Annotated in this window: 25 protein-coding genes; 19 read left to right on the top strand and 6 right to left on the bottom strand. The window is 57.5% G+C overall.

The annotated features are described in order from the left end of the window. Positions 1–58 precede the first annotated feature (58 nt). From argF to ABEB25_RS02910, 18 genes are all read left to right on the top strand, one after another. Complete coding sequence (gene argF / locus ABEB25_RS02995) at positions 59–958, top strand: ornithine carbamoyltransferase (RefSeq protein ID WP_345734898.1); 900 nt, start codon at positions 59–61, stop codon at positions 956–958. A 69-nt stretch (positions 959–1,027) separates the two neighbouring features. Then, the gene (locus ABEB25_RS02990; RefSeq protein ID WP_345734897.1) at positions 1,028–1,447 is read left to right on the top strand and encodes a hypothetical protein; all 420 of its coding nucleotides are present in this window, start codon (positions 1,028–1,030) and stop codon (positions 1,445–1,447) included. A 93-nt stretch (positions 1,448–1,540) separates the two neighbouring features. Beyond that, positions 1,541–1,993, top strand: coding sequence for an acyl-CoA thioesterase (locus ABEB25_RS02985; protein ID WP_345734896.1), 453 nt, complete (start codon positions 1,541–1,543; stop codon positions 1,991–1,993). Between the two features lie 21 nt (positions 1,994–2,014). Further along, positions 2,015–2,650: a DUF4339 domain-containing protein gene (locus ABEB25_RS02980; protein WP_345734895.1), complete on the top strand. Its 636-nt coding sequence runs from the start codon at positions 2,015–2,017 to the stop codon at positions 2,648–2,650. A gap of 32 nt (positions 2,651–2,682) precedes the next feature. Further along, complete coding sequence (locus ABEB25_RS02975) at positions 2,683–3,222, top strand: dihydrofolate reductase family protein (RefSeq protein WP_345734894.1); 540 nt, start codon at positions 2,683–2,685, stop codon at positions 3,220–3,222. A 98-nt stretch (positions 3,223–3,320) separates the two neighbouring features. After that, on the top strand, positions 3,321–3,962 hold the full coding sequence (locus ABEB25_RS02970; RefSeq protein ID WP_345734999.1) for a DUF4339 domain-containing protein: 642 nt from the start codon (positions 3,321–3,323) through the stop codon (positions 3,960–3,962). A gap of 102 nt (positions 3,963–4,064) precedes the next feature. Beyond that, positions 4,065–4,646, top strand: a complete 582-nt coding sequence (locus ABEB25_RS02965; protein WP_345734893.1) for a hypothetical protein — start codon at positions 4,065–4,067, stop codon at positions 4,644–4,646. Next, positions 4,646–5,959: a CCA tRNA nucleotidyltransferase gene (locus ABEB25_RS02960; protein WP_345734892.1), complete on the top strand. Its 1,314-nt coding sequence runs from the start codon at positions 4,646–4,648 to the stop codon at positions 5,957–5,959. Before ABEB25_RS02965 ends, ABEB25_RS02960 begins: the two co-directional genes overlap by 1 nt. A 138-nt stretch (positions 5,960–6,097) precedes the next feature. Beyond that, a complete protein-coding gene (locus tag ABEB25_RS02955; protein WP_345734891.1) occupies positions 6,098–6,568 on the top strand; it encodes an SMI1/KNR4 family protein in 471 nt (156 codons plus the stop codon). Between the two features lie 351 nt (positions 6,569–6,919). Continuing rightward, positions 6,920–7,507 carry a thioredoxin family protein gene (locus tag ABEB25_RS02950; RefSeq protein WP_345734890.1) on the top strand — a complete coding sequence of 196 codons (588 nt, stop codon included), beginning with the start codon at positions 6,920–6,922 and terminating at the stop codon, positions 7,505–7,507. Between the two features lie 168 nt (positions 7,508–7,675). Further along, a complete protein-coding gene (locus ABEB25_RS02945) occupies positions 7,676–9,370 on the top strand; it encodes a GspE/PulE family protein (protein ID WP_345734889.1) in 1,695 nt (564 codons plus the stop codon). Positions 9,371–9,410: 40 nt separating this feature from the next. Next, positions 9,411–9,650: an addiction module protein gene (locus tag ABEB25_RS02940; RefSeq protein ID WP_345734888.1), complete on the top strand. Its 240-nt coding sequence runs from the start codon at positions 9,411–9,413 to the stop codon at positions 9,648–9,650. A gap of 316 nt (positions 9,651–9,966) precedes the next feature. Then, positions 9,967–11,205 (top strand): type II secretion system F family protein, encoded by a 1,239-nt coding sequence (locus ABEB25_RS02935; protein ID WP_345734887.1) that lies wholly within the window; start codon positions 9,967–9,969, stop codon positions 11,203–11,205. Positions 11,206–11,316: 111 nt separating this feature from the next. Beyond that, positions 11,317–11,769, top strand: coding sequence for a type II secretion system major pseudopilin GspG (gene gspG / locus ABEB25_RS02930; RefSeq protein ID WP_345734886.1), 453 nt, complete (start codon positions 11,317–11,319; stop codon positions 11,767–11,769). 106 nt (positions 11,770–11,875) lie between these two features. Beyond that, positions 11,876–12,550, top strand: coding sequence for a pilus assembly FimT family protein (locus tag ABEB25_RS02925; protein ID WP_345734885.1), 675 nt, complete (start codon positions 11,876–11,878; stop codon positions 12,548–12,550). Positions 12,551–12,621: 71 nt separating this feature from the next. Then, positions 12,622–12,981, top strand: a complete 360-nt coding sequence (locus ABEB25_RS02920) for a type IV pilus modification PilV family protein (protein ID WP_345734884.1) — start codon at positions 12,622–12,624, stop codon at positions 12,979–12,981. Then, on the top strand, positions 12,956–13,936 hold the full coding sequence (locus ABEB25_RS02915; RefSeq protein ID WP_425571957.1) for a prepilin-type N-terminal cleavage/methylation domain-containing protein: 981 nt from the start codon (positions 12,956–12,958) through the stop codon (positions 13,934–13,936). Before ABEB25_RS02920 ends, ABEB25_RS02915 begins: the two co-directional genes overlap by 26 nt. Then, complete coding sequence (locus tag ABEB25_RS02910) at positions 13,933–14,874, top strand: hypothetical protein (RefSeq protein WP_345734882.1); 942 nt, start codon at positions 13,933–13,935, stop codon at positions 14,872–14,874. The genes ABEB25_RS02915 and ABEB25_RS02910 overlap by 4 nt, the downstream gene beginning before the upstream one ends. A gap of 25 nt (positions 14,875–14,899) precedes the next feature. Here the strand turns inward: ABEB25_RS02910 and ABEB25_RS02905 are convergent, their stop codons facing one another. From ABEB25_RS02905 to ABEB25_RS02895, 3 genes are read right to left on the bottom strand one after another with little or no spacing between them, the layout of a single operon-like run. Next, on the bottom strand, positions 14,900–15,751 hold the full coding sequence (locus ABEB25_RS02905) for an amidohydrolase family protein (RefSeq protein ID WP_345734881.1): 852 nt from the start codon (positions 15,749–15,751) through the stop codon (positions 14,900–14,902). Positions 15,752–15,753: 2 nt separating this feature from the next. Beyond that, a complete protein-coding gene (locus tag ABEB25_RS02900; RefSeq protein ID WP_345734880.1) occupies positions 15,754–16,539 on the bottom strand; it encodes an amidohydrolase family protein in 786 nt (261 codons plus the stop codon). Positions 16,540–16,547: 8 nt separating this feature from the next. Then, on the bottom strand, positions 16,548–17,144 hold the full coding sequence (locus ABEB25_RS02895) for a hypothetical protein (protein WP_345734879.1): 597 nt from the start codon (positions 17,142–17,144) through the stop codon (positions 16,548–16,550). Positions 17,145–17,283: 139 nt separating this feature from the next. Here ABEB25_RS02895 and ABEB25_RS02890 point away from each other — a divergent pair, with 139 nt between their 5' ends. Beyond that, positions 17,284–18,486, top strand: coding sequence for a magnesium transporter (locus tag ABEB25_RS02890; protein ID WP_345734878.1), 1,203 nt, complete (start codon positions 17,284–17,286; stop codon positions 18,484–18,486). A 147-nt stretch (positions 18,487–18,633) separates the two neighbouring features. On the opposite strand, the gene ABEB25_RS02885 is transcribed toward ABEB25_RS02890, so the two are convergent. The 3 genes from ABEB25_RS02885 to ABEB25_RS02875 all read right to left on the bottom strand — a co-directional run bounded on the left by ABEB25_RS02885 (position 18,634) and on the right by ABEB25_RS02875 (position 21,396). Then, complete coding sequence (locus tag ABEB25_RS02885; RefSeq protein WP_345734877.1) at positions 18,634–19,155, bottom strand: hypothetical protein; 522 nt, start codon at positions 19,153–19,155, stop codon at positions 18,634–18,636. A gap of 94 nt (positions 19,156–19,249) precedes the next feature. After that, positions 19,250–20,182 carry an ACP S-malonyltransferase gene (gene fabD / locus ABEB25_RS02880; RefSeq protein WP_345734876.1) on the bottom strand — a complete coding sequence of 311 codons (933 nt, stop codon included), beginning with the start codon at positions 20,180–20,182 and terminating at the stop codon, positions 19,250–19,252. Between the two features lie 104 nt (positions 20,183–20,286). Beyond that, on the bottom strand, positions 20,287–21,396 hold the full coding sequence (locus tag ABEB25_RS02875; RefSeq protein WP_345734875.1) for a glycerate kinase: 1,110 nt from the start codon (positions 21,394–21,396) through the stop codon (positions 20,287–20,289). Between the last annotated feature and the right edge of the window lie 214 nt (positions 21,397–21,610).

Below are 21,610 nucleotides of genomic sequence, written 5' to 3'. Positions count from 1 at the left end.
CAGCGACGCTCCAGCGACAGTTCCTCTTTTACTTCCGTTCCAGAAAGCCCCTTTACAGATGAAGCATCTCCTTTCCATCGAGCAGCTCAGCGCCGCTGAAATCGAAAACCTGCTCGCCCAGGCAGCCCTGCTAAAAAAGAACCGCAAGACTTCCCCGCAGGTTCTGGCGGGGCAGAACTGGGCGCTCATTTTCAGCAAATCCTCCACACGCACCCGCGTGAGTTTCGAGGTGGGCGTGCGCGAGCTCGGCGGCCAGGTCATGTTCCTGTCTTCGGCGGACATTCAGTTAGGCCGTGGTGAACCCATCAAGGACACGGCCCGGGTCATGGGCCGCATGATCGATGGGGCCATCATCCGCACCTTCGCCCAGCAGGACGTGGTGGACTTTGCCGAATACAGCGGCATCCCCACCATCAATGCGCTGACGGATGACGAGCACCCGTGTCAAATCCTGGCCGATTTGCAGACCATCAACGAACGCTTCGGAAGCTGGAAGGGTAAACGCGTGGCCTTCCTGGGCGACGGTGACTGCAATGTCGCCCGTTCCTGGATCTGGGCCAGTGCCCGGCTGGGGTTCGAACTGGTCATCGGAGCACCCAAGGAGTTTCAGCCAGCCGCCGATTTCATGGCCAAGATCCCCGGCAGCACCGTGACGGTAACGGATGACCCGAAAGCCGCTGTCGAGGGCATTGATGCCATCTACACCGATGTGTGGGTGAGCATGGGCAAGGAAGACGAGGCCGTCGGCCGCATCGAAACCCTGCGCCCCTGGCAGATCAATGCCGCGCTGATGCAGCACGCCAAATCCGACGCGATCGTGATGCACTGCCTGCCTGCCTACCGAGGCAAAGAGATCACCGAAGAAGTCCTCGAAGCCCAGGCCCCGGTCATCTTTGACCAGGCCGAAAACCGCCTGCATGCCCAGAAGGCCGTGCTGGTGGAACTGGCGAAAGCCTGAGGCCTGCCAGAGAGTTCGGCGGGAAAGTGAAACGTTCGTTCTGTTGCTATGAGACATCACGATCGGGATATGCCGATCTCACGTCCTCTCGATGAGGACGTGAGGAAGCACCTGACACCGTTGGCTGCAGCACCCGGCATTGGAAGAATCATGTTCCTCACTCTGCTTTGTGGAGTCATTTCGATCTTAAATCATGATTCCCCTAAGTTGGGCTCATTCGAAGGCATCGCTGCAAAGACCTTCTATTTCTCTGCGGCGGCGGCGGCTCTGTGTTATTTTCGACTTAAAAACATGGGTGCTAATCCATGGTTGAGTCTAGTTGCGACCATTCCTTTTGCAGGCGTGCTCGTTATCCTTCCCTGCATCTTTTGTCAGTCACACTTCATGCAGAGCCAAAAAGTGGACAAAGGCCCCCGTATCGTTCTCTCCCTTATTCTTCTTTTGATCGTGGCCGCTGTTTTGATGGCTCTGGTGAGCACAACCACGTAGTCCCTCAAACCCGAGCCTTTTATTAGTCTGAATTTTCACCTAGTGCTGTGGGTTATTCAGCTACAGATTTCCATTGTCATCTCACCCCTGTCCATGCACCGCCATACCCTCACCGACCGAGTCCAGTTCGCCGATACGGACATGGCGGGTATTGTCCATTTCTCCAATTTCTTCCGCTACATGGAAAGGGTGGAGCATGATTTCTTCCGGGTGCTAGGCATGTCCATCTGGGACAAGTCGGCGGAGATTCCGGTGGAGGAGCGTGTGGGCTGGCCGCGAGTCCACGTCTCCTGCGATTTCCGTGCCCCTCTGTTTTTTGAGGAGGAGTTCACCATGGAGCTTCTGGTGGAGCAGGTGCGCCCGCGCACGCTGCGTTACGTCGTACGCTTTTGGAAGCAGGATGGCAACCTGAGCGCCGAGGGAAAACTGGTGGCAGCCTGTGTGCGCAAGGATGCCGAGACAGGCAAGATGAAGGCGGTGGACATTCCTGAACGCATCCGTTCCCGCATCACCGTCGCCCCGCCTGAGTTGCTGAAACTGCCCTGATCCGGGAAGCCCCTAGCTGCAATGATCTTGGAACCGACAACGGAGATCTTCATCGGACGTGGTGAGGAACGGAAGGGCAGTTTTAAACTGACCGAAGTGCGGCGAAAGCTGGCCAATGGCACCCTGCTGCCCACGGATCTCTATTGGACCGAAGGCATGGAAGAGTGGCAACCGCTGCGAAGCCTGCCCCCCGAGCCGCCCCCTTTGCCTGAACGGAGCAGAGAAGAGGACGATGACAATCCTTACCGGCCACCTCTTGCTGAGAGCACCCTTGGACCTCTTCCCCACCCACAGCCGGGCATCGGCAGGCTGGTTTACGTCCTGCTTTTTGCTCTCGTCACGCTCGGCCAGGCCCTCGTCATTGAGCACTATCAACTCAAGCTGGAAAGCTTTTGGGATCGCTTGATCGTTGTCAGCTTTCTGCTGCCCATCATCGCGTTTCGTCTGAAAAACATTGGGTTTCATCCGCTGAATTGCCTGATTGCCCTCGTCCCGCTGCTCAATGTGATTGTTCTCCTGCCCTGCCTATTTTGCCAGGCGGGGTATGCCACGAGCCGGAAGCTCGATAAACCAGGGCGCATCGCGATGGTGGTGTTCTTTGTGATTTTTGTCATCGCCGTTTTGTCGGCGCTGCTAATTCCTGTCTCCGGCCCTTGATCGGCTTCATCCCGATTTGATCCACTCAATCAATGACCTGCACCGCTTTCATCGCCACCAGTTTGGACGGATTCATCGCCAGGAAGAATGGAGGCATTGACTGGCTGGCCGCGGTAGAAATGGAAGGTGAGGACTATGGTTACGCCGCCTTCATGGCGACAGTGGATGTCCTGGTGATGGGGCGCGGCACCTTTGAGAAGGTCGTCGATTTCCCCGAGTGGCCCTATGGTGAGACTCCGGTGGCGGTGCTGACACACCGACCACTGACCGTGCCAGATAGGCTCCGAAACAAAGTCTCCGTGCTGGCGCTGGAACCTGCGGCGGTGATCGAGCATTTTCGTCAACTAGGCGCGGCGCATCTCTATGTGGATGGAGGCAAAACCATACAGAGCTTTTTGGCTTCGGGCCATCTGGACAGACTGGTGATCTCCCAGATTCCAGTTTTGCTAGGCGAAGGAATTCCGCTTTTTGGCCCATTGCCCGCTGACAGGCGGCTGCTTCACCTGGAAACGAAAATTTTTGCCTCAGGCCTGGTGCAGAGCACTTACGAAATCGCCAAACAGGTTTCTTAACCTGAGCACGCGCCTCCAGGATGGCAGGTCCGAATACTCGGATTGACAGCGGCATTTAACCCATGTTCTTTTGAACAAATTTACCCTATTTGTTCTTGATGACCCCGTATTACGTCGCCCCGAATGACCAGCAGCAAGGCCCCTATTCCATGGCGCAATTGCAGGCCATGCTGGATGGCGGGACGTTGCAGCCGACAGATCTGTGCTGGAGGGAAGGCATGGCTGACTGGCAAACCATCGGGACGGCCCTTCCCGGTTTGCTGACGTTCTCTGCGCACGCCACATCGGTTCCTACGCGGCTCAAGTCGGATTACGTCCAGTTGCAGGCCCCCAGGGAATACGGGGGCATTGGGCGTACAGCCTTTGCCTTGATGTGGGTCGGACTCTTTTTTGCCGCGAAACTGCTGATCCACCGATTCAAAGATCACAACACGCTGGAACAAATCATCCTTTGGACATTCGTCTTGCTGACGATGATCCTCATCATCCAGCGACTGCGCAATTCCGGGCAAAACTTTTGGGTACTGCTGCTGATCTCTGTGCCCGTTTTAAACTACATATTCGCGTTAGCCCTCCTGTTTTATCTCTTTTTGGCTCCAGAAGGCTATGCCCAGAGCCGAGAACTGGATCCAGGAGCGAGAAAAGTACTCTGGCTGTTGGGTGCGGGGATTGCCTCCGTCTTTCTCTACCAAGTCTACTTTTATCTGATAACGGCCATTCCTTTGTTTTTTGAGAAGTGAAGGGTTCCAGAAGATGGGAATTTTTGGAACCGTGCCTGACAATCCCTTTGGTTCCGGAAGCTTTTTGATCCAAATAGCGGCTGCCCAACGTTTCTCACCGGCGTGAATCAACCCACCTCCTCCTCAAAAATGATCCCCAACTGGCTTACCTTCGCCCTCCTCACCGTGCTCTCCTGGGGCGTTTATGGCATCATCCTTCACAAGGGCCGCGGGCTGATGCCCGATGGCACGCTGCCCGGACCTGAAACGGCCAATGCCAGCCTGAAAGCCTTTTTGTTTGTCGGCATCGCCTATTTTGTGGTGGCGGTGCTGGGTCCAGTTTTGGTCCTGTGGCAGCGCGGGACGAACTGGAGCTTTACCAGCAGCGGCATGACCTGGAGCTTCATTGCCGGTGTGGCAGGTGCGCTGGGTGCCTTCACCCTGGTGCTGGCCCTCGGCGCTGCGGCGGCCATCTATAAAGGTGCTGCACCAGCGGCGGTGATGCCCATCGTCTTTGCCGGTGCGCCGGTGGTGAATACCGTGGTGGCCATGTTCATCCATCCGCCAGCCGGGGGGCTGAAGACCCTCCCTTGGCAATTCGTCACGGGTATCGTGCTGGCCGCCTGCGGGGCCTTCATGGTGGCCAAGTATGCCCCGACCAACCGCCCTGCCGCCAAGCCAGCAGGCGTCGCCGCCAAGCACTGATGTTAAAGGCCGCATCCCATGTCATCCGCACGCTGCGCAGCCACGGCCACCAGGCACTGCTGGCTGGCGGCTGTGTGCGTGACTTCCTGTTAGGCAAGGAGCCCAAAGACTACGATGTGGCCACCAGCGCCACACCGCAGCAAGTCATCGCCCTGTTTCCAGGGGCGCTCACCGTGGGTGCCCATTTTGGCGTGGTGATTGTCAAGCGCGACCACCACCAGATCGAGGTGGCCACCTTCCGCACGGATGGCAGCTACAAGGATGGCCGCCGTCCCGAAAGCGTGACCTTTGCCACGGCTGAAGAGGATGCGCAGCGGCGCGACTTCACGGTGAATGGGCTGTTCCGCGATCCCGAGGAAAACCGCATCATTGATTATGTGAACGGTCAGCAGGACATCGCCGCCAAGCTCCTGCGGGCGATTGGTGATCCCTCACAACGTTTTGCCGAAGACCGGCTGCGCCTGCTGCGCGCGGTGCGTTTTGCCACCGTGCTGGGTTTTGAGATCGAGCCTACCACATGGCAAGCTGTGTGCGACCATGCGGAGGCCATCACCACTGTGAGTGCCGAACGTATCCGCGATGAGCTGATCAAAATTTTCCTGCACCCGAACCGACTGCGCGGCTTTGACCTGCTGATGGACAGCGGGCTGATGGAGCGTGTGCTGCCGGAAATCTTAGTTTTGAAAGGCGTGGAGCAACCTCCGCAGTGGCACCCCGAGGGAGATGTGTTCATCCATACCCGCCTCATGCTGAGCCTGCTGCCTGAGCATGTTTCCCTGCCACTGGTGCTCAGCGTGCTGCTGCATGACATTGCCAAACCAGCCACCTACACAGTGGATGAAGGCACGGGCCGCATCCGCTTTAATGGCCATGACAAACTGGGAGCTGAGATGACGGGGGACATCCTGCGCCGGCTCAAGTTTCCCAACGATGTCATCGAGCCAACTCAGGTTGCCGTGGAGCATCATATGGCCTTCAAGGACGTGAAGAAGATGCGCAACAGTACTCTGAAGCGCATGATGGCACGCCCGACCTGGGACGATGAGCTGGCACTGCATCGCGTGGACTGCCTGGGTTCCAACGGCCTGCTGGACAACTATGAATTCATGAAGGAAAAGGCCGAGGAGTTTTCTCAGGCCCCATTGATCCCGCAAACGCTGATCAGCGGTCGTGACCTCATCGAACTGGGCTGGCAGCCCGGCAAAGAAATGGGAGAGGTATTGACTGCTGTACAGAATGCGCAGCTTGAAGGTCTCATTGCCAACAAAGAAGAAGCGCTTGAGTGGGTAAAAACACATCACCCGTTAGGCTAGATTTATCCCTTGCCCTCAGCGAGGATATGGAAGGCAATGTATTGGTGACAAGAGCACTCAATCTTGTTGTAGTGGTCACATCACTCGTGGCAGACTCTCCCGAAGCGATAAAAAACATGCCTCCGAGGTCATAACTGCATGAATGTTTATTCCCCTGGCCCGATTACAAAGCCTGAACGCATCACAGAGTTTGAAAAATCCATAGGGCTGGAATTGCCGGAAGATTATAGGGCGTTCTTGATCAAACATAATGGTGGCTGTCCTTGCCCGAGTTCGTTTGAAACCGAAAGCGGCATTGTTGTCAGTGTGACTCGATTGCTGTCTCTCGGAGCTCCACTATCATTTGATCGATTGGAAACAAACTACAAATCGAATGCATGGAGCGAGGGATTCGTTAACGGCATCATCAAGATCGGATATGACCCTGGCGGACAAGAACTGATGATGGCCACATCTGGTACGATCAAAGGAAGTATCTACCTCATCATTGACAATGACGCCCATTTGGCCGCGAAATCATTTACGGAATTTATGCGCCGACTGGAAGAGCAAAGTGGTGCCGAGCCTAACGCTTATGATCAATTGTTGAAACGCCTCCAAGCACGCTAGGCAGCGCTTCTTTTCACGAGTGCAATGCCTGACGAACGAAACCTTGAGAGGTAGTCCGTGGGGCTGACTCATACCTGGAGTTGTTGCAAGGGGCGATTTCTCGTCGTGTGCTCCTGCAATGCTACGCTGAACTGAGCCTGGCTGCCTGAATGGAAAAGAAAAACCACCCGCATGCACGCAACCACACCCGCTACCTTGCGGCCGTGATCTTGGTGGGTGACGAGGGTGGCAATCACCCTCCGCCGTTTCTATCAGAGTAACTTTCGACGGCATGACATGATCTGCAAGGCTTGCAGTCGTCCTGGGAATGCAGGAGACTAGCCTTTCACCGTTTCATTCCCCCTCTTTCCCATGGCTGAAGTCCCCTCCACCCGCATACTCCCCATTGGCAGCATTGCCCCTGAATTTGAACTCGCCGATGCTACGGGGCAGAGCTTCACACTGGATGATGTGCGTGGGCCACGCGGCCTGCTGGTGATGTTTGTGTGCAATCACTGCCCCTTTGTGATCCACCTCGCGCCCGCGCTGGCCGCCTTTGCCAAGGAATTGGATGGCCAGGGCATCGGTGTGGTGGCCATCAATTCCAACGACGTGGAAAAGTACCCCGCAGATGCACCTGAGAAGATGCTGGAGTTCACTGCCAAATACGATTGGCAGCTCCCCTACCTTTACGATGCAGACCAAAGCGTGGCCCATGCCTACGTAGCCGCCTGCACGCCTGATTTTTACCTTTTCGATGGCGAGCTGAAGCTGACCTACTGCGGCCAGTTCGACGGATCCCGCCCGAAAAACACCACACCGGTGACCGGCGACGATCTCCGCGAGGCCGTGCGGGTGATGCTGAATGGGGAAGCTCCCCTGCCCTCGCAGCGCCCCAGCACGGGCTGTAACATCAAGTGGAAGGCCGGAAACGAGCCTGAGCATTTCAAGGCGAAGTAGGACTGAGTATTGGGAAACGGCTTTGCGGTCAAAGGTCAAGAGGGTCAAGAGGGTCGATCCCACCTCGGCCTCTTGCCCCGCATAGACCGCGGGATGCCCTTTTCCTTCCTCGTCGTCGTTTTCTTCCGCAACCTTGACGGATCACGGGCGTTTAAGCACGATTCCCCCATGGCTCTGCTTTCCCTTTCCGATGTGCTTTTTCAGACCGCCAGCCAGGCCGGCTGCCGGGACCAGTCGCGGCTGCGCCATGCGCTGGACGAGGCGACGGACAAACGGCTGCCACTGATTGATGCGGTGTTGGATGCGAATGTGGTGGATGAGGAGAGCTTTTTTTCCAGCCTCGCCACCCACCTGAATCTGCCTTACTCCAATGAAGATTCCGCGGAGCAGGAGGGGCTGCACAACCGCTTTCCGGCGAAGCTAGCGCTGCGTCATCGCATTTATCCCTCCCACGTTTCTGCCGTGGAGGCGACGGTGCTAACCTACAATCCCTTTGACCTCAGCGCCCGCCAGGCCGTGGGGCAGGAACTGCAAAAGCGCGTGCACTGGCAGATCGCCAGCCGTCACCGCATCCTGGAAGCACTGCACCAGGGCTACGGAGTGGGTGCGGAGAACTTCGAGGAACTGCTGGAAGGTCGGGATGGCAGCGAGCAGGACGATGACATGAAGCAGGAGGTGAACGTCCTGGACGAGGCCGATGAGGAGGCCACGGTGATGAACTTTGTGAACCAGGTCTTCCGCGAAGGCCTGAAGGAGCGCGCCACGGACATCCATGTGGAGCCGCTGGAGCGCGACCTGCGCATCCGCTATCGCGTGGATGGCAAACTGATCGAGGTGCCTGTGCCGCCGAACATGCGGATGCTGCAAAACTCCCTGATTTCTCGCCTGAAAATCATGGCGCATCTGGACATCGCCGAACGACGCCTGCCGCAGGATGGCCGCATCAACCTGGAGCTGGATGGCGAGCCCATTGACGTTCGTGTGGCCACCATCCCCAGCGTGAACGGTGAGTCGGTGGCGCTGCGTTTGCTCACCCGCAAAAAGTTCGACATGGCTGCCATCGGCCTGGATGCCGACACCGAGGCGAAATTCCGCAAGCTGCTGGCGGCCCCGAACGGCATCATCCTCATCACAGGCCCTACGGGCTCCGGCAAAAGCACGACGCTCTACACCCTGCTGAAGGAACTGAACACCAAGGACCGCCGCATCGTCACCATCGAAGACCCGGTGGAAAACAAGCTGGACGGCATCATTCAGATCGCGGTGAAGCCGGAGATCGACCTCACCTTTGCCGCCGGTCTGCGCAGCATTTTGCGTGGTGATCCAAACGTGATCATGGTCGGGGAAATGCGTGACCAGGAAACGGTGGAAATCGCCATCCGTGGCGCGCTCACCGGCCACTTGGTCTTCTCCACCTTGCACACGAATGACGCCGTGGGCGGCATCTCTCGTCTGCTCGATATGGGCATTGAGCCCTTCATGGTCTCCTCCTCCGTGCGTGCCTTCCAGGCCCAGCGACTGGTGCGCACCCTGTGCCCGCATTGCAAGGCCCCGGCGCATCATGAGGAAAGCTTTCTCCGCGCCTGCGGCTTCCCACTGGAGTGGAAGGACAAACTCTTCCACCCCGTGGGCTGCCGCTCCTGCCGCAACACCGGTTTCACCGGCCGTCTTGCCATCATGGAGATCTGCCTGATGACGGAGATGCTCTCCGAGAAAATCAACCTGCGCGCCACGACGATGGAACTAAAGGCCCAGGCCCTGAAGGACGGGATGATCCCCATGCGCCAGTATGGCTTCCGCAAAGCCTCCCAGGGCATCACCACCCTGGAAGAGGTGATGACTGTCACAGCCGCGAGCGAGTGAGAGGCATTGCACATCCCTCGAACCCCCTTATTCTTTTCCCATGATTCTCAGTTCAAATCCGCCCATTGACCTGCCGATTGAAAAGCTGACATCGGCCCAGAAATGGGAGTTGTTTCAAACCCTCCTGATCGAACTGGATGCGGGTACCGAGGGTCAGGAGGATATCCCTGCTTGGCACCTGAATGTTTTGGCGGAACGAGATGAACTGTATGCGGCAGGCAAAGTCGAGGTGATGGAGCTGGACGACTTCCTCAAGGAGGCCCGCAACATCATGCCATGAGAATTCAGGTACTCCGGCTGGCCCTTGAAGATCTAAAAAAGTCTTATCATTTTTATGAACGGCAGGAAAAAGGTCTGGGATCCCATTTCCGCACATGCCTGGAACAAGACTTGGTTCTCCTAAAAAACACCGCAGGAGTTCACCGCAAAATCGGCAATTTCACCATGTTAACGCCAAAGTTTTCAAGTCCATCATCTACTACCGGCTCATTCAGGACCGGGCCGTTGTCTTTGCCATCTTGGATGGACGAATTGACCCGGTAAAACGCGACCGAATCTTGAATCGCCGCCGCTGAACCCAGGCCCCTTTTCTCCGCATGCCTTCCTTCACTTACACTGCCCTGAATGCCACTGGTCAGACTGTCACGGGCAGTCTTGCGGTAGGCTCCAAAGCGGAGGCTTTTCGCAAGCTGGAGGCGCAGGCGTTGACGCCTGTTAAGGTGGCGGAGGAGGCCCAGTCCGCGAAAGCCGCTGCAGCTACGGCGGCGAAGGCGGAAGACAACCAGCCTGTGCGGCTGAAGCGTGGTCAGATCATTCTTTTCACCGAGGAACTGGCGGACATGCTGGATGGCGGCCTGCAGATTGACCAAGCCCTGCGGGTCATCGCCGAACGCCAGGAAGATGTGGGCCTGCGCAAGGTCTCCGTCATCCTGCGCGACCAACTGCGCGAGGGTTCCACCGTGGCCAAGGCGCTGAAAAAGGCCTCGCCCAGCTTTGACGAACTGTACTGCAACCTCGTCGCCGCCGGGGAAGTCAGCGGCTCCCTGCCAGAGATCCTGCGGAGGCTTTCGCAGAACCTGAATATTTTGGCTGACCTTCAGGCCAAGGTGACTGCGGCCATGATCTATCCCGCAATCCTGATCGGTGCGTGCGTGATACTCCTGGTTGTTTTCATGACGGTAATGGTTCCACAATTAACTGACCTCTTGGCAAAAAATGGGCAGCAGCTTCCTTTTGCCACCCAAGCCCTGATCAGTTTCAGTAATTTTATGGCCCGCTGGTGGTGGGCACTCCTGGCCATAATAACGATAGTATCCTTATCGTTCAAAGCCTACATCGCCACCCCCAAAGGGCTAATGTGGTGGCATGAGACGCGACTCAAAATCCCTCTCTTTGGTCCAGTGATTGCCACTCGATTCTACGCCCAATTTGCCCACTCTATGGGCAGCTTGGTTGGCAATGGGGTGCCTTTGTTGAGTAGCATCCGCCTGGTCTCCAAGATCTCGGCAAATGTTTACATTCAATCGTTACTGTCGAAGGTCTCTGGGATGGTGGCTGAGGGAGGAGGACTGTCCAACTCGCTCAAAAAAGTTTCCCATTTCCCACTCATGCTGGTGGACATGATCGCCGTGGGCGAACAAACAGGGATGCTCGGGAGGTCATTGGAAAAAGCCGCTGCACGTTACGACAAGGAATTGGACAAACGTATCAAGAGAATGACCGCCCTCATCTCCCCTGTCATTATTGCTTTCATGGCCGTCATCGTTGGAATCGTCGCTTACTCGATCATCTCGGCTGTCTTTCAATCCGTAAACGGCATCAAAAGTCGTGTGTAAGGAGGGTCGCTCACCCCAACCCTGTAAAATTGACCTGTCTCTTTCCAAGCCGTCTCAGTTTCATTATTCTGCCCTTTGATAACTCAGCCCCTTCCCACCGTTAATCATCCCATGAACATCCCTCGCCCTCTCCAACGCGCTCCACGCCCGGCATTCACTCTGATTGAAATTGTCATCGTTTTGACGATCATCGCTATTTTAGGCTCTGGTGTCATGTACATGACCAAAAGCTGGATTGACACATCGAAAGAGACCCGTGTGCAGTCCGATCTGGACAAAATATCCACAGGACTGCTGGGTTACGAATCCAAAGCCCTACGCCTGCCCACCACTGAACAAGGGGTCAAATCTCTTGTGGAAAAACCCACCAGTGAACCCATTCCAGAACGCTGGAGCAATTTCCTGGAGGAAATTCCAAAAGATCCTTGGGGACAAGAATACAAGTATCGCATCCCCGCACAAAAATCTAAGCGCGGGTATGATGTTTGGTCCGTGGGCCCAGACGGTGTGGACGGCAATGAAGATGACATTGGCAATTGGAAATCAACCTCTGTAGCCAAGTAAAGCTTCAGAGAGCAAGGGGCCATCAACCCTTGTTCGGAACCAACGACGAATTCTGGGGTTGGATTGATATGGCAGCCCAATGACAAGTGCCCTTTCCAACCCTCAAATGCCAAAATACGCATCGGTTTCATGGACCGAGATCCAGAGACTGCGCCATGGTTTCACGCTGGTGGAAATGGTGGTGGCATTGACCATTGTTGCCGTCGCTTTTACTTTTACGGTCCCCGTCATACGCAGCCTGAGGTCTGAACAACAAGCACGAGAACCCATCATTGAACTGGTGCGGCTGGCAAAAGAAGCTCGCATCCGGGCAATGAGGGAAAAGCGGCCTTATCAGGTCGCCTTTTATCCAGGCGGCTTTGTCGCCTCACGATATTTTACACCTTACTTGCAGCTCTCCGAACTGACCACCTTCATTCAAGAAGAAGAGGCGGGTGCGCGACGACTGAACCCGAATGCGGACGACAATGATTCCGATCTGGATGCGGGAGCTGGAGAGATACCAAAAACCGATCTGCCACTTGCTCCTGCGGCACCTAAATTAGACGATCACTGGGAAGAGCACTATGATCTGCCACAGGATGTGCAGTATTCGCTGAAGTTTTGGCACGACCTGGAAGAAACCCTCATTGAGGGCGACGTGGTCAGGCTCTGGGTATTTCAGCCCACTGGCATCTGCCAACCCTTAAAAATTCATCTCGACCGTCAGAGCGCCGTCTTCGATGTGGAATTCGGCGCACTCACAGCCGACATTACTCGGGAGGTCATTGATTTGAAATGAAGACCCGGAAAACAGCTCTCGTTGGGCCTAAGCGCAAGGATTCATTCTTTGCACATCAAGGTTACATCTTGATGGAACTCATTATCGCCCTAACCATGTTTTCCATCGGGGTACTGGGGCTGGCACGTGCGCTGAACACCTCCATCGAGGTAGCCAACATTCTGAACAAAGACCAGCGTGTGCGCATTGGTTTGCGTTCGTTTCTTGAAGAGATGCGCCGCAAACCCCTCAGTGAGATGGCGGCCAGCTATGCAGACATCGCCACAGGCATCACCTACGCCAGCAGCATTGATCGTGTGGCACTAACCACGACCCGTGGAGAGACACTAAGCGACCTGTACAATCTAAAAGTCACTGCGACCTACACAGCAGGCAGTGAACAACGGGAGGAAAGCGTGGACGTTTATGTTTACAAACCTTCCGAGAAGTAACATTGCCAAACCCGGATCAGGGCTAAGCCCAGGCCTCACGAGGAGGAAGATGCGGAGACATGCACACTCCGGCTTCACTCTGATGGAGGTTGTCATTGCTCTCATCATTTTAGGGATGATCACTGGCACATTATTTTCGATCATCCAAGGCAGCTTGCGCGCGGCCAGCCGAATTGAGCAAGTCCAGAGGGAAAATGATGCTATCAACCGCTTCCTGGACTTGTGCCGGAAGGCCTTTACCACGCTGCCCAGCACGGCGACGCTGACACTGACGTCGCTGGATCCGAACTCGCCCACCTCTTCTGCGCAGGAGCTGACGATCAGCGGTTCCACCCATTGTTTTGGATTCGGCCTCAGCCCCATTTCCTATGAGGATACCATTCTGGGCCTGCGGCCAGACCCCACTGGTGTCACGGATGCCAATGGGCTACTCGTGCAGTACCTGTGCCTGTCCCGTGAGGACCTGATCCCCGAAAGTGATGACAGCAGCATGGCCCTACGCCAGGAGACCACGGGCCTGAGCGCCCCAGATGAACAGGGCCGCTACTGGATGCCGCTGCTGCCTGACGTCGTGCAGTTGAAATGGCGATTTTACAAAGAGGATGACGAAACCTGGCTGGAAGAGTGGGACGACAGCGATTGGCCGGCCCTCATCGAAGTACAACTGGTGATGCGTGACCGCACCACCCCTATTCGCATGGTGTACAGCGTGCCGACGATCACCATCGTGGCTGGCAATGGCACAGCGACGAGCACCAGCAATGCGACCAACAACACCTCAACCACGGGGCAAAACAATCAAGGCGGCGGGGGTGGGGGACGTCCTGGAGCAGGAAACGGCGGGAACGGCGGCAATCCTGGCAATGGAGGAAATCCGGGCGGAGGCCGCAACCCTGGCAATGGAGGAAATCCTGATGGTGGTGGAAATCCCAGAGGAGGAGGCAATCCCCAATGAACCACCCCGCTTCCAACCTTTTAAAAAGATCTGTGGCGCACAAGCGCGGCTCAGCCCTCATGCTCATGGTGTGGGCGCTGCTGCTGATGTCCGTCACGGTCATGGGTGTGGTGGAGTACATTCGTTTCAGCGCGGAGGAGGCGGTGCTAGCCTCGGCCGAATTTCGCGCTCTGCATTTGGCGGAGAGCGGGCTTGCCGTGGGCCTGCACCCTTCTGCACGGCGTGGGGACAAGGTGCTGAAGCAAAAGATCGGCACCGACAGTGGCTTTGATGTGGTGATCAACTACGAAGGCGCGCGTATCCCCATTAACTACGTGACGGATGAACGGCTGCGCGAGGCAGTCTATGAACTCTTTGTTAGGTGGGGGCTCAACAGTGACGAAGCCAGCATCGCCAGCGAGTCATTGGCAGACTGGGTGGATCGGGATGATGATGTGCGCAGCAATGGGGCGGAGACTGCCTTTTATGAAAGCCAGCGGCTCTTTGAACTGCCGCGCCAAAAGGGTTTCATCAATGTGGACGAGATGCTGCTGGTGCGTGGCATGGGCATTGTGGACCGACTGAAGCCGGACTGGCGCGAGTTTTTCAGTGTGTATGGCGATGGCACCATTGATCTGCGCACGGCCTTTAAGGAAACACTCATCGCGGTCGCCAGGGCCTCCGAGACAGACGTGATCAACTACATCAACCGTCGAGACGGGGCCGATGGCATCGCAGGAACGGAGGATGACCAGCGCATCTCCGACAATGAAGCCTACCGCCTGCTGGGCCTCACCGGGGATCGCGCTCAGGCCATGCAGGGCATCCTGACGAGCGACGATGATCTACGCCGCATCACCAGCACGGGTTACGTGGGTGAAAAACGCGCTCAGATCATCATCATCGCCCGACGTGGGGAGGACAGGTCCTTGACGTATCTAGCGCGGATTGAGGAATGAGGGCCGACTATAGAGGCTCAAGCGCCTAAGACAGCCATGCGCGGGCATTGGCCGACTTCAGGGCAGCGATTTCGGCTTCAGAAAGTTCGGATTCCTGGAGTTTCAGCATTGAAGACTCGGGGTAGAAAAAGGGCGCGTGGCTGCCGAAGACGAGACGATCCTGCGGCCACTGTTTCAGCAGATTTTCTACTCCGGCTACACCTTCGATCATGGCGATGTCCAACCACACATTGTCGAGGCCACGCAAAGTCGTCTGGGCCATGGTGGCATTGGCATTCAGCACCATCACACGCAGTTCCGGCAGGTGTTTCAGCGCAGCGGCCAGTGGTTTAAAATCCACAGGCTTTACCTGCAGCAGCGGGTGCTGGGTTCGGACATTTTCCATCTCGGCGACAATCTGCACGCGCACATTTTTAGCAGCCGCCTGCTCCAGCAGCTTCATCAGGGATGGGTCATCCAGGGTATAACCATGATATCCTGGGTAAAGGCGGATGATTTTCATGCCATGCTCCTCCGTGCAGCGGCGGAGGTCCTCCTGCCAGTCAGGCAGCCCAGGATGCACCACGCCCACTGCCCGCAGAGGGCCACCACAGCGGGCAGCGTGGCGGGCGTTCACACTGGCGAGATCCCGCTGCAGCAAGGCCTCCAGCGGAGCCACCCAGGCCTCGGTAAGGCCACGTGAGGTCAGAGACTCTGTCGTGAGGGGTGGCAGGTCCCGATTCGGATGCGGGCCGAGGTGTGCATTGCAATCAATCCACCCGGCAGCAGGCACGGCGGGCTCGCCAGCAGCCTCCCTGAACACCAGAGGAAGCGCCATCGCAGCAGCAGCCTGGGCGATGAACTGGCGGCGAGGCAAAATCGGCGTTATCTCACTCATGGTTAGGCTTTGATTCCTTTCTGCTGGAGGATGGGCAGCATGAGCTGGCGCAGATTGTCACAAAAGATGAGCTGTTTGTCCTCAGCGGAAATCTGTGCGCCGTGAACTTTGGCCAACTGGCTGGCAAAGCTGCGCCCCCCGGCATCGCTGCCATAGATCACCCGATGTGCGCCCAGTTCCCGCACGGCCATCTCGGTCATGCCTGCGGTCGGGTCGCTGCCGGCGAGGTCGGCATAGAGGTTCTTGTGCTCGCGAATGGCACGGATGCCCAGCTCCCAGGTGCCGCCGGTATGGCCGCAGATCATGGGGACTTTGGGGAAACGGCGAGCCAGGGCCACCAAATCATCCGGGGTGGATTCTCCGGGAAAGTTGCCGCCCGTCTTGAACCAAGTGTGCTGAAAGATCACCGCCTTCAATTCCGCCGCTCGCTGGATCAGCGGATCAATCTCCGGGGAATCACAGCGGCCTGCTACCCACAGCTTGATGCCCACCATGGGGCCCTGAGCCACACATCGTTCCAATTCGGCCATGCTGCGTTCGATGTGCTTGGCACTGAGGTAAACAAAACCGAAGGCACGGTCGGGATACTTCACCAAAGCCCGCAGCACCTCGTCGTTCTGCTTCACCAAGTCATCGGGCGAAGGGTCCAGAGCCCACTTGAGGCCCATGTAAATGCAGAGACGCTCGATGCCTACACGATCTGCATAACGCAGCAGGTTTTGCAGGCGATCCTCTGGGATGAGGCCAGCGACGCCGCTGAGGTGGCAATGGAGATCCCAGATGCGCATAGAGTTCTTCAGGCCGCAGGTTGACGAAAGATGACCGTGATGGACTCCACCTTGGGTTTGGAGACACGCAGCTTTGCGTTCGTGGTAGGAATTTCCTGATCTCCTGACAACGATTCGTCTGTGTTTTTGCCGGGTTCAAAGCGCAGGCTGACTTTGCCGTCTAGTTTGCCGCCTTTGAGGTTAGCGTAGCCGCCGTAGTCCCAGCCAAAGCCAAAGATGATGAAGGGACCTCCGTTGATCTTTTCCACCGCCTCCAGGGACATGCCCAGTTTCAAGCCGTTTTCAAACTTCCAGGCCTTGCCGATGATGCGGATGTCCCACACCTCTTTTTCGTCGCCTTCGGGGTTGAAGAGGATTTCCAGTTCCTTGTCTGTGCCTTCGAAGAGTTTGGCACCTGGGAGTGTTTCGCCCTCACCCACTTCGATGTCTGCGGCCTTCACCTTGCCGCCGCCGAGAAGCGTTTTCAGACCAAAGAGGGTCATGCCTTTTTCAATGGGACCCACGCGCTCGCCAATGACGATGGTGGTGTCATCCGGCGGGATATCGGCTGCCGGGAGGACCGCGACGGTGAGCAAAAGCAGGCAGAGGGAAAAAAGCACACGCATGGGTATAATATGCTAATACAAATCCTGCCGGGTCAATCTGTAACGCGGGCAATCCCAACTCCGATATTTAAGTGTCTTTTCCACCGCACGGAACTCCCCTGGATGGACATAGGGGCAAGTCGGCATTAATTCTAAAGGCATGAACCTGGAAGCCGATGCCAACCTCCTCGAAGACGTGCGCGAGCGTGCGCCCCACGATGCCGCCGACCTTCTGGAAACCCTACCGGCACTGGACGGGGTGCGGGTGCTGGAGGCCCTGAACCCGATGGTAGCCCAGCAAGTGCTGCATGAGATGACGGACGAGCATCGCTGCGCCATCATTGCGGCGGCACCCATCGAAAAGGCACGCCAGTGGATGCGCAACCGCGAGTATCCAGAAGACTCCGTGGGTTGGCTGATGGAGCCACCTGTGGCCGTCTTTCGTCCCTCAATGACAGTGAAAGGCACCATTGAGGCGCTGCGCAAGCTAACGAAGCGCGCATTCATCACTTATGGTTATGTCACCGATGATGCCAATCGGCTGCTGGGGGTGCTGGTCTTTCGCGACTTGATGTTAGGCAAACCGGAAGCGCTGCTTTCGGAGGTGATGTACACCAGCATCTTTGCCCTGCGCCCTGACATGGAGCTGACTGAGGCGATGAAGCAGACGGTGAACCGCCACCTGCCCGTTTACCCCGTCTGCGATGCTGAAGGGCGGCTGCTGGGCCTGGTGCGAGGGCAAAACCTCTTTGAAGCCCGTGCCATCGAGATCAGTGCTCAGGCGGGAACGATGATGGGGGTGAATGATGAGGAACGCCTGAGCACGCCCCTCTGGCGCAGCCTGCGCTTTCGCCACCCATGGCTGCAGGTGAACCTCGTCACCGCCTTCCTCGCGGCGGGCGTGGTAGGTTACTTTGAGCCGACGCTGGATCGCCTGGTCCTGCTGGCCGCCTTTCTCCCGGTGCTGGCCGGCCAGTCTGGCAATACCGGCTGTCAGGCGCTGGCTGTGGCCCTGCGAGGCATGACCTTGGGAGATCTGAAGGCAGGCGATGAGAGACGACTGGTGATGAAGGAAGGCACGCTGGGCCTGCTGAATGGTGCCCTCGTGGGCCTGACGGCAGGCATCGGCATGTTTCTTTATGCGAGCAGTCAGCAAAATCCCAAGGCGTTGATGCTGGGCATCGTCGTCCTGCTTTCCATGGTAGCCAGCTGTGTGGTCAGCGGCCTGTGTGGGGCGCTCATTCCCCTCACCCTGCGAAAGCTGGGGGCAGATCCCGCCACAGCCTCCAGCATCTTCCTCACCACGGCCACGGATGTGGTGAGCATGGGGGTGTTTCTGGGATTGGCGACTTGGTTGGTGTGATGGGTGGAAAAATTGTACCTTTGGTTAGGTGGAGGCGCAGGAGCTTCGAGATTGCTATCCGCACAGGGACTGTGCGGGCTACTTTTGAGCGCAAAAAAGCCCGGTGGGTTCACCGGGCCTGATTGAATTTAGAACTGCCTTGCAAACTTAGACAGCAGTGGTCGTCGTGGCTGTCTCAGTGCTGCCGGATTTGTTGTGGCTGCTGCCATTTTCAGGCAGGGCCGCATTGCCATTGGCCCCTGGGCCGATGAGCTTGCGGAAGATCTTTTGGGGGAAGGACATGCCTTTTTCCTCAGTCTCCATCTGCGAGAGTGCCTGAGATTTGGCCATTTCCCACGCAGGGGCAAAGCCGGGTGCATTGATGAGCATGTGCTTTTCTGCACGGGCCAGCACTTCCAGTTCGCGCTGCAGCTTGTTGTCCGGGCGCTCGTTCAGGCGGTTCACCTGAATGCGCAGGTGCTCATTTTCCTGGGCCAGACGGGCACGTTCCTTATTGGTATCCTGGAGTTGTTTGGCATCCAGCTCCAGTTTGTCGCTGAGGTGGGACTTGTAGCGTTTGAACTCGCCTTTGGTCTTCCAGTGGCTGAAGTAGGCCATGACCAAGAAGATGGCGCCGAGGGCAAAGCCCATGCCAAAGGTGTTCAGGGGACTTTCGAAAATTTCGAGCATAACAGGGTTGGGGGTTCAGGAAGGATAGACGAAACCGACGGTTTGTCGTTCAGATTATTATTCGTCGCTCCCTCCTGCCTCACGTGCATCTGTCTCAAGCATTCAGCTCCGCCACGGCTGCATCCAGCGTCGCGGTGTCCTTGATGGAGATGACTTTCACCGTTTTATCGATCTTGCCCATGAGGCCAGCCAGGGTGGCATCCGGCCCGAGCTCGATGAACAGGGTATGGCCCTGGGAGATGAGGTGCTGCATGGACTCCACCCAGCGGACGCTGCCGGTGACCTGGGCGGTGAGGGTGGCGCGGATCTCTTCTTGACGGTTTACGGGGCGGGCTTCGAAATTGCAAACCACAGGCACGCCGGGGCTGACGATGGTGGCTTTTTCCAAGGCGACAGCCAGCTTGTCCTGGGCGCTTTTCATCAGGCGGCTGTGGTAGGCCCCGGCGACAGGCAGCGGGATGGCGCGTTTGATGCCCTTGTCCTTTGCCTTGGCAGCGGCAGCTTCGATGCCTTCCACGCTACCGCTAAGCACGATCTGGCCCGGGGCATTCAGGTTGGCTACGTCCACATCGCATTCGGCAGCCAGCTCGCGGATGGTGCTTTCTTCGCCACCCAGCATGGCCAACATGGCACCGCGGGTGGTATCGCAGGCCTCTTCCATGAAGCTGCCACGCTGGAAAACGAGGTTCAGACCCGTAGCAAAATCAAAGGTGCCTGCAGCAGCGTGAGCGGTGAATTCGCCAAGGGAGAGGCCCGCCGTGGCGGTGATCTCCAGATCGGGCACTTTGGACTTCAGCACTTCCAGCAAGGCGAGGCCATGGGCGTAAAGCGCGGGCTGGCAGCGGCTGGTCTTCGTCAGTTCCTCCATCGGCCCTTCAAACATGATCTGCGAGAGCGGGTAGCCGATCGCGGCATCAGCCTGGGACAGCAGGTCGCTCACGGCGGGGTAGGCCTCGGCGAGATCTTTTCCCATGCCCACTTTTTGGGCACCTTGACCAGCGAAGAGGAGGACGGCTTGTTTTGGCATCGTGATGTCGGTATTCTGTATTCAGTTTTCAGTGTTCGGGATTCAGCCCCAAAGTCAGGCATGATAGTGACTGAAAACTGACCCCTGAAAACCGAAAACTGCGCTCACCGTCCCAGCAGGCGGCCGATCTCCCCCGAGCTTTCGCGGACGGCGACGGCCAGCAATTCCTCGGCTCGTGCAATCGCCTCAGCCAGAGGCATCGAGGCCGGTTTGGTCGCGCGAGTGAAATCAAACTGCGCCTGCAAGGCGGGGGAGTCCTCGATCCCGCCGGCAAAAGCGGCTACTTTTTTCCCCAGTCTCCGGGCCATTTGGGCGATGCCCACGGGCCCCTTGCCATGCAGGGTCTGGGCATCCAGACGCCCCTCCCCCGTGATGACGAGATCCGCCTGTGCCACGCGGGATTCCAGGCCGATCTGCTCAGCCACGAGGTCAAAGCCGTTGGTCAACCGGGCGCCCATGAAGGCCATCAGTCCCCAGCCCAGGCCACCGGCTGCCCCAGCCCCCGGCACCTCGCGCGGATCTGTGCCCAGGTCCCGCGCGACGAGGTCTGCTAAATGCTCCAGCCTTTCCTCGAACCACAAAGGCTCCGTCACGCCTTTTTGCGGCCCATAAACACGGGTGGCTCCTTTTTCACCTAACAAGGGATTGTCCACATCGCAGGCGACAAGGATGGGGCAAAAAGTGGCGCATGGTGACTGGATGTGGCGTATGCGCAGCACCTCTGCCAGCACGGCGGGGACATCCTGCCCGGCGGTATCCAGGAAACGATAGCCCAGCGCCGCCGCCATGCCGAGGCCACCATCATTCGTGGCACTGCCGCCGATGCCGATGATGATCTTTTTCACCCCACGATCAAGCGCGTGCTTCAGCATCACCCCCGTGCCGTAGGTGCTGGCGATCTGGGGATTCAGCTTCAGGTCATTCACCAGGGCCAGGCCACTGGCCGCGCTCATTTCCATCACCGCCTGGCCAGCGCACCAGCCATAACGGGCCTGACGTTCGCGCCCCTGCGCATCGGCGGTGGCCACGGTCATCCATTCACCGCCGAGAGCGGTGACCATCGCCTCCGTGGTGCCTTCGCCCCCATCGGCGATGGGGCAGAGATCGCAGACGATGCCCGGCAGCGTTTCGCCAAGCCCCTGCGCGATGGTTTGGGCCACCTGAGTGGCAGTGAGGGAGCCTTTGTATTTATCGCTGGCAATGAGAACGCGCATCCTGCCACGCTAGCGGAGGCTGCCTGCTCGGCAACCACCTGTGGATATTTACAAAGCAGGACGGCGTCCAAGCCCCGGCTACAAGATCGCTGCAAAATTCCACTTCCCCATCGTGGGGAAAAGAGCCCTGGTCCCGCCAGATTCCTCTCGGGCATTTTCCTCAGGTCCCTGTGCGAATCCCTCTTCCATCTTTGCAATCCTCTGCCACCATCTC

The sequence above is a fragment of the Prosthecobacter algae genome (assembly GCF_039542385.1).
GTDB lineage: Bacteria > Verrucomicrobiota > Verrucomicrobiia > Verrucomicrobiales > Verrucomicrobiaceae > Prosthecobacter > Prosthecobacter algae.
The sequence above is the reverse complement of the archived record's forward strand: the minus strand, read 5'-3'. Positions and strand labels throughout refer to the sequence as shown.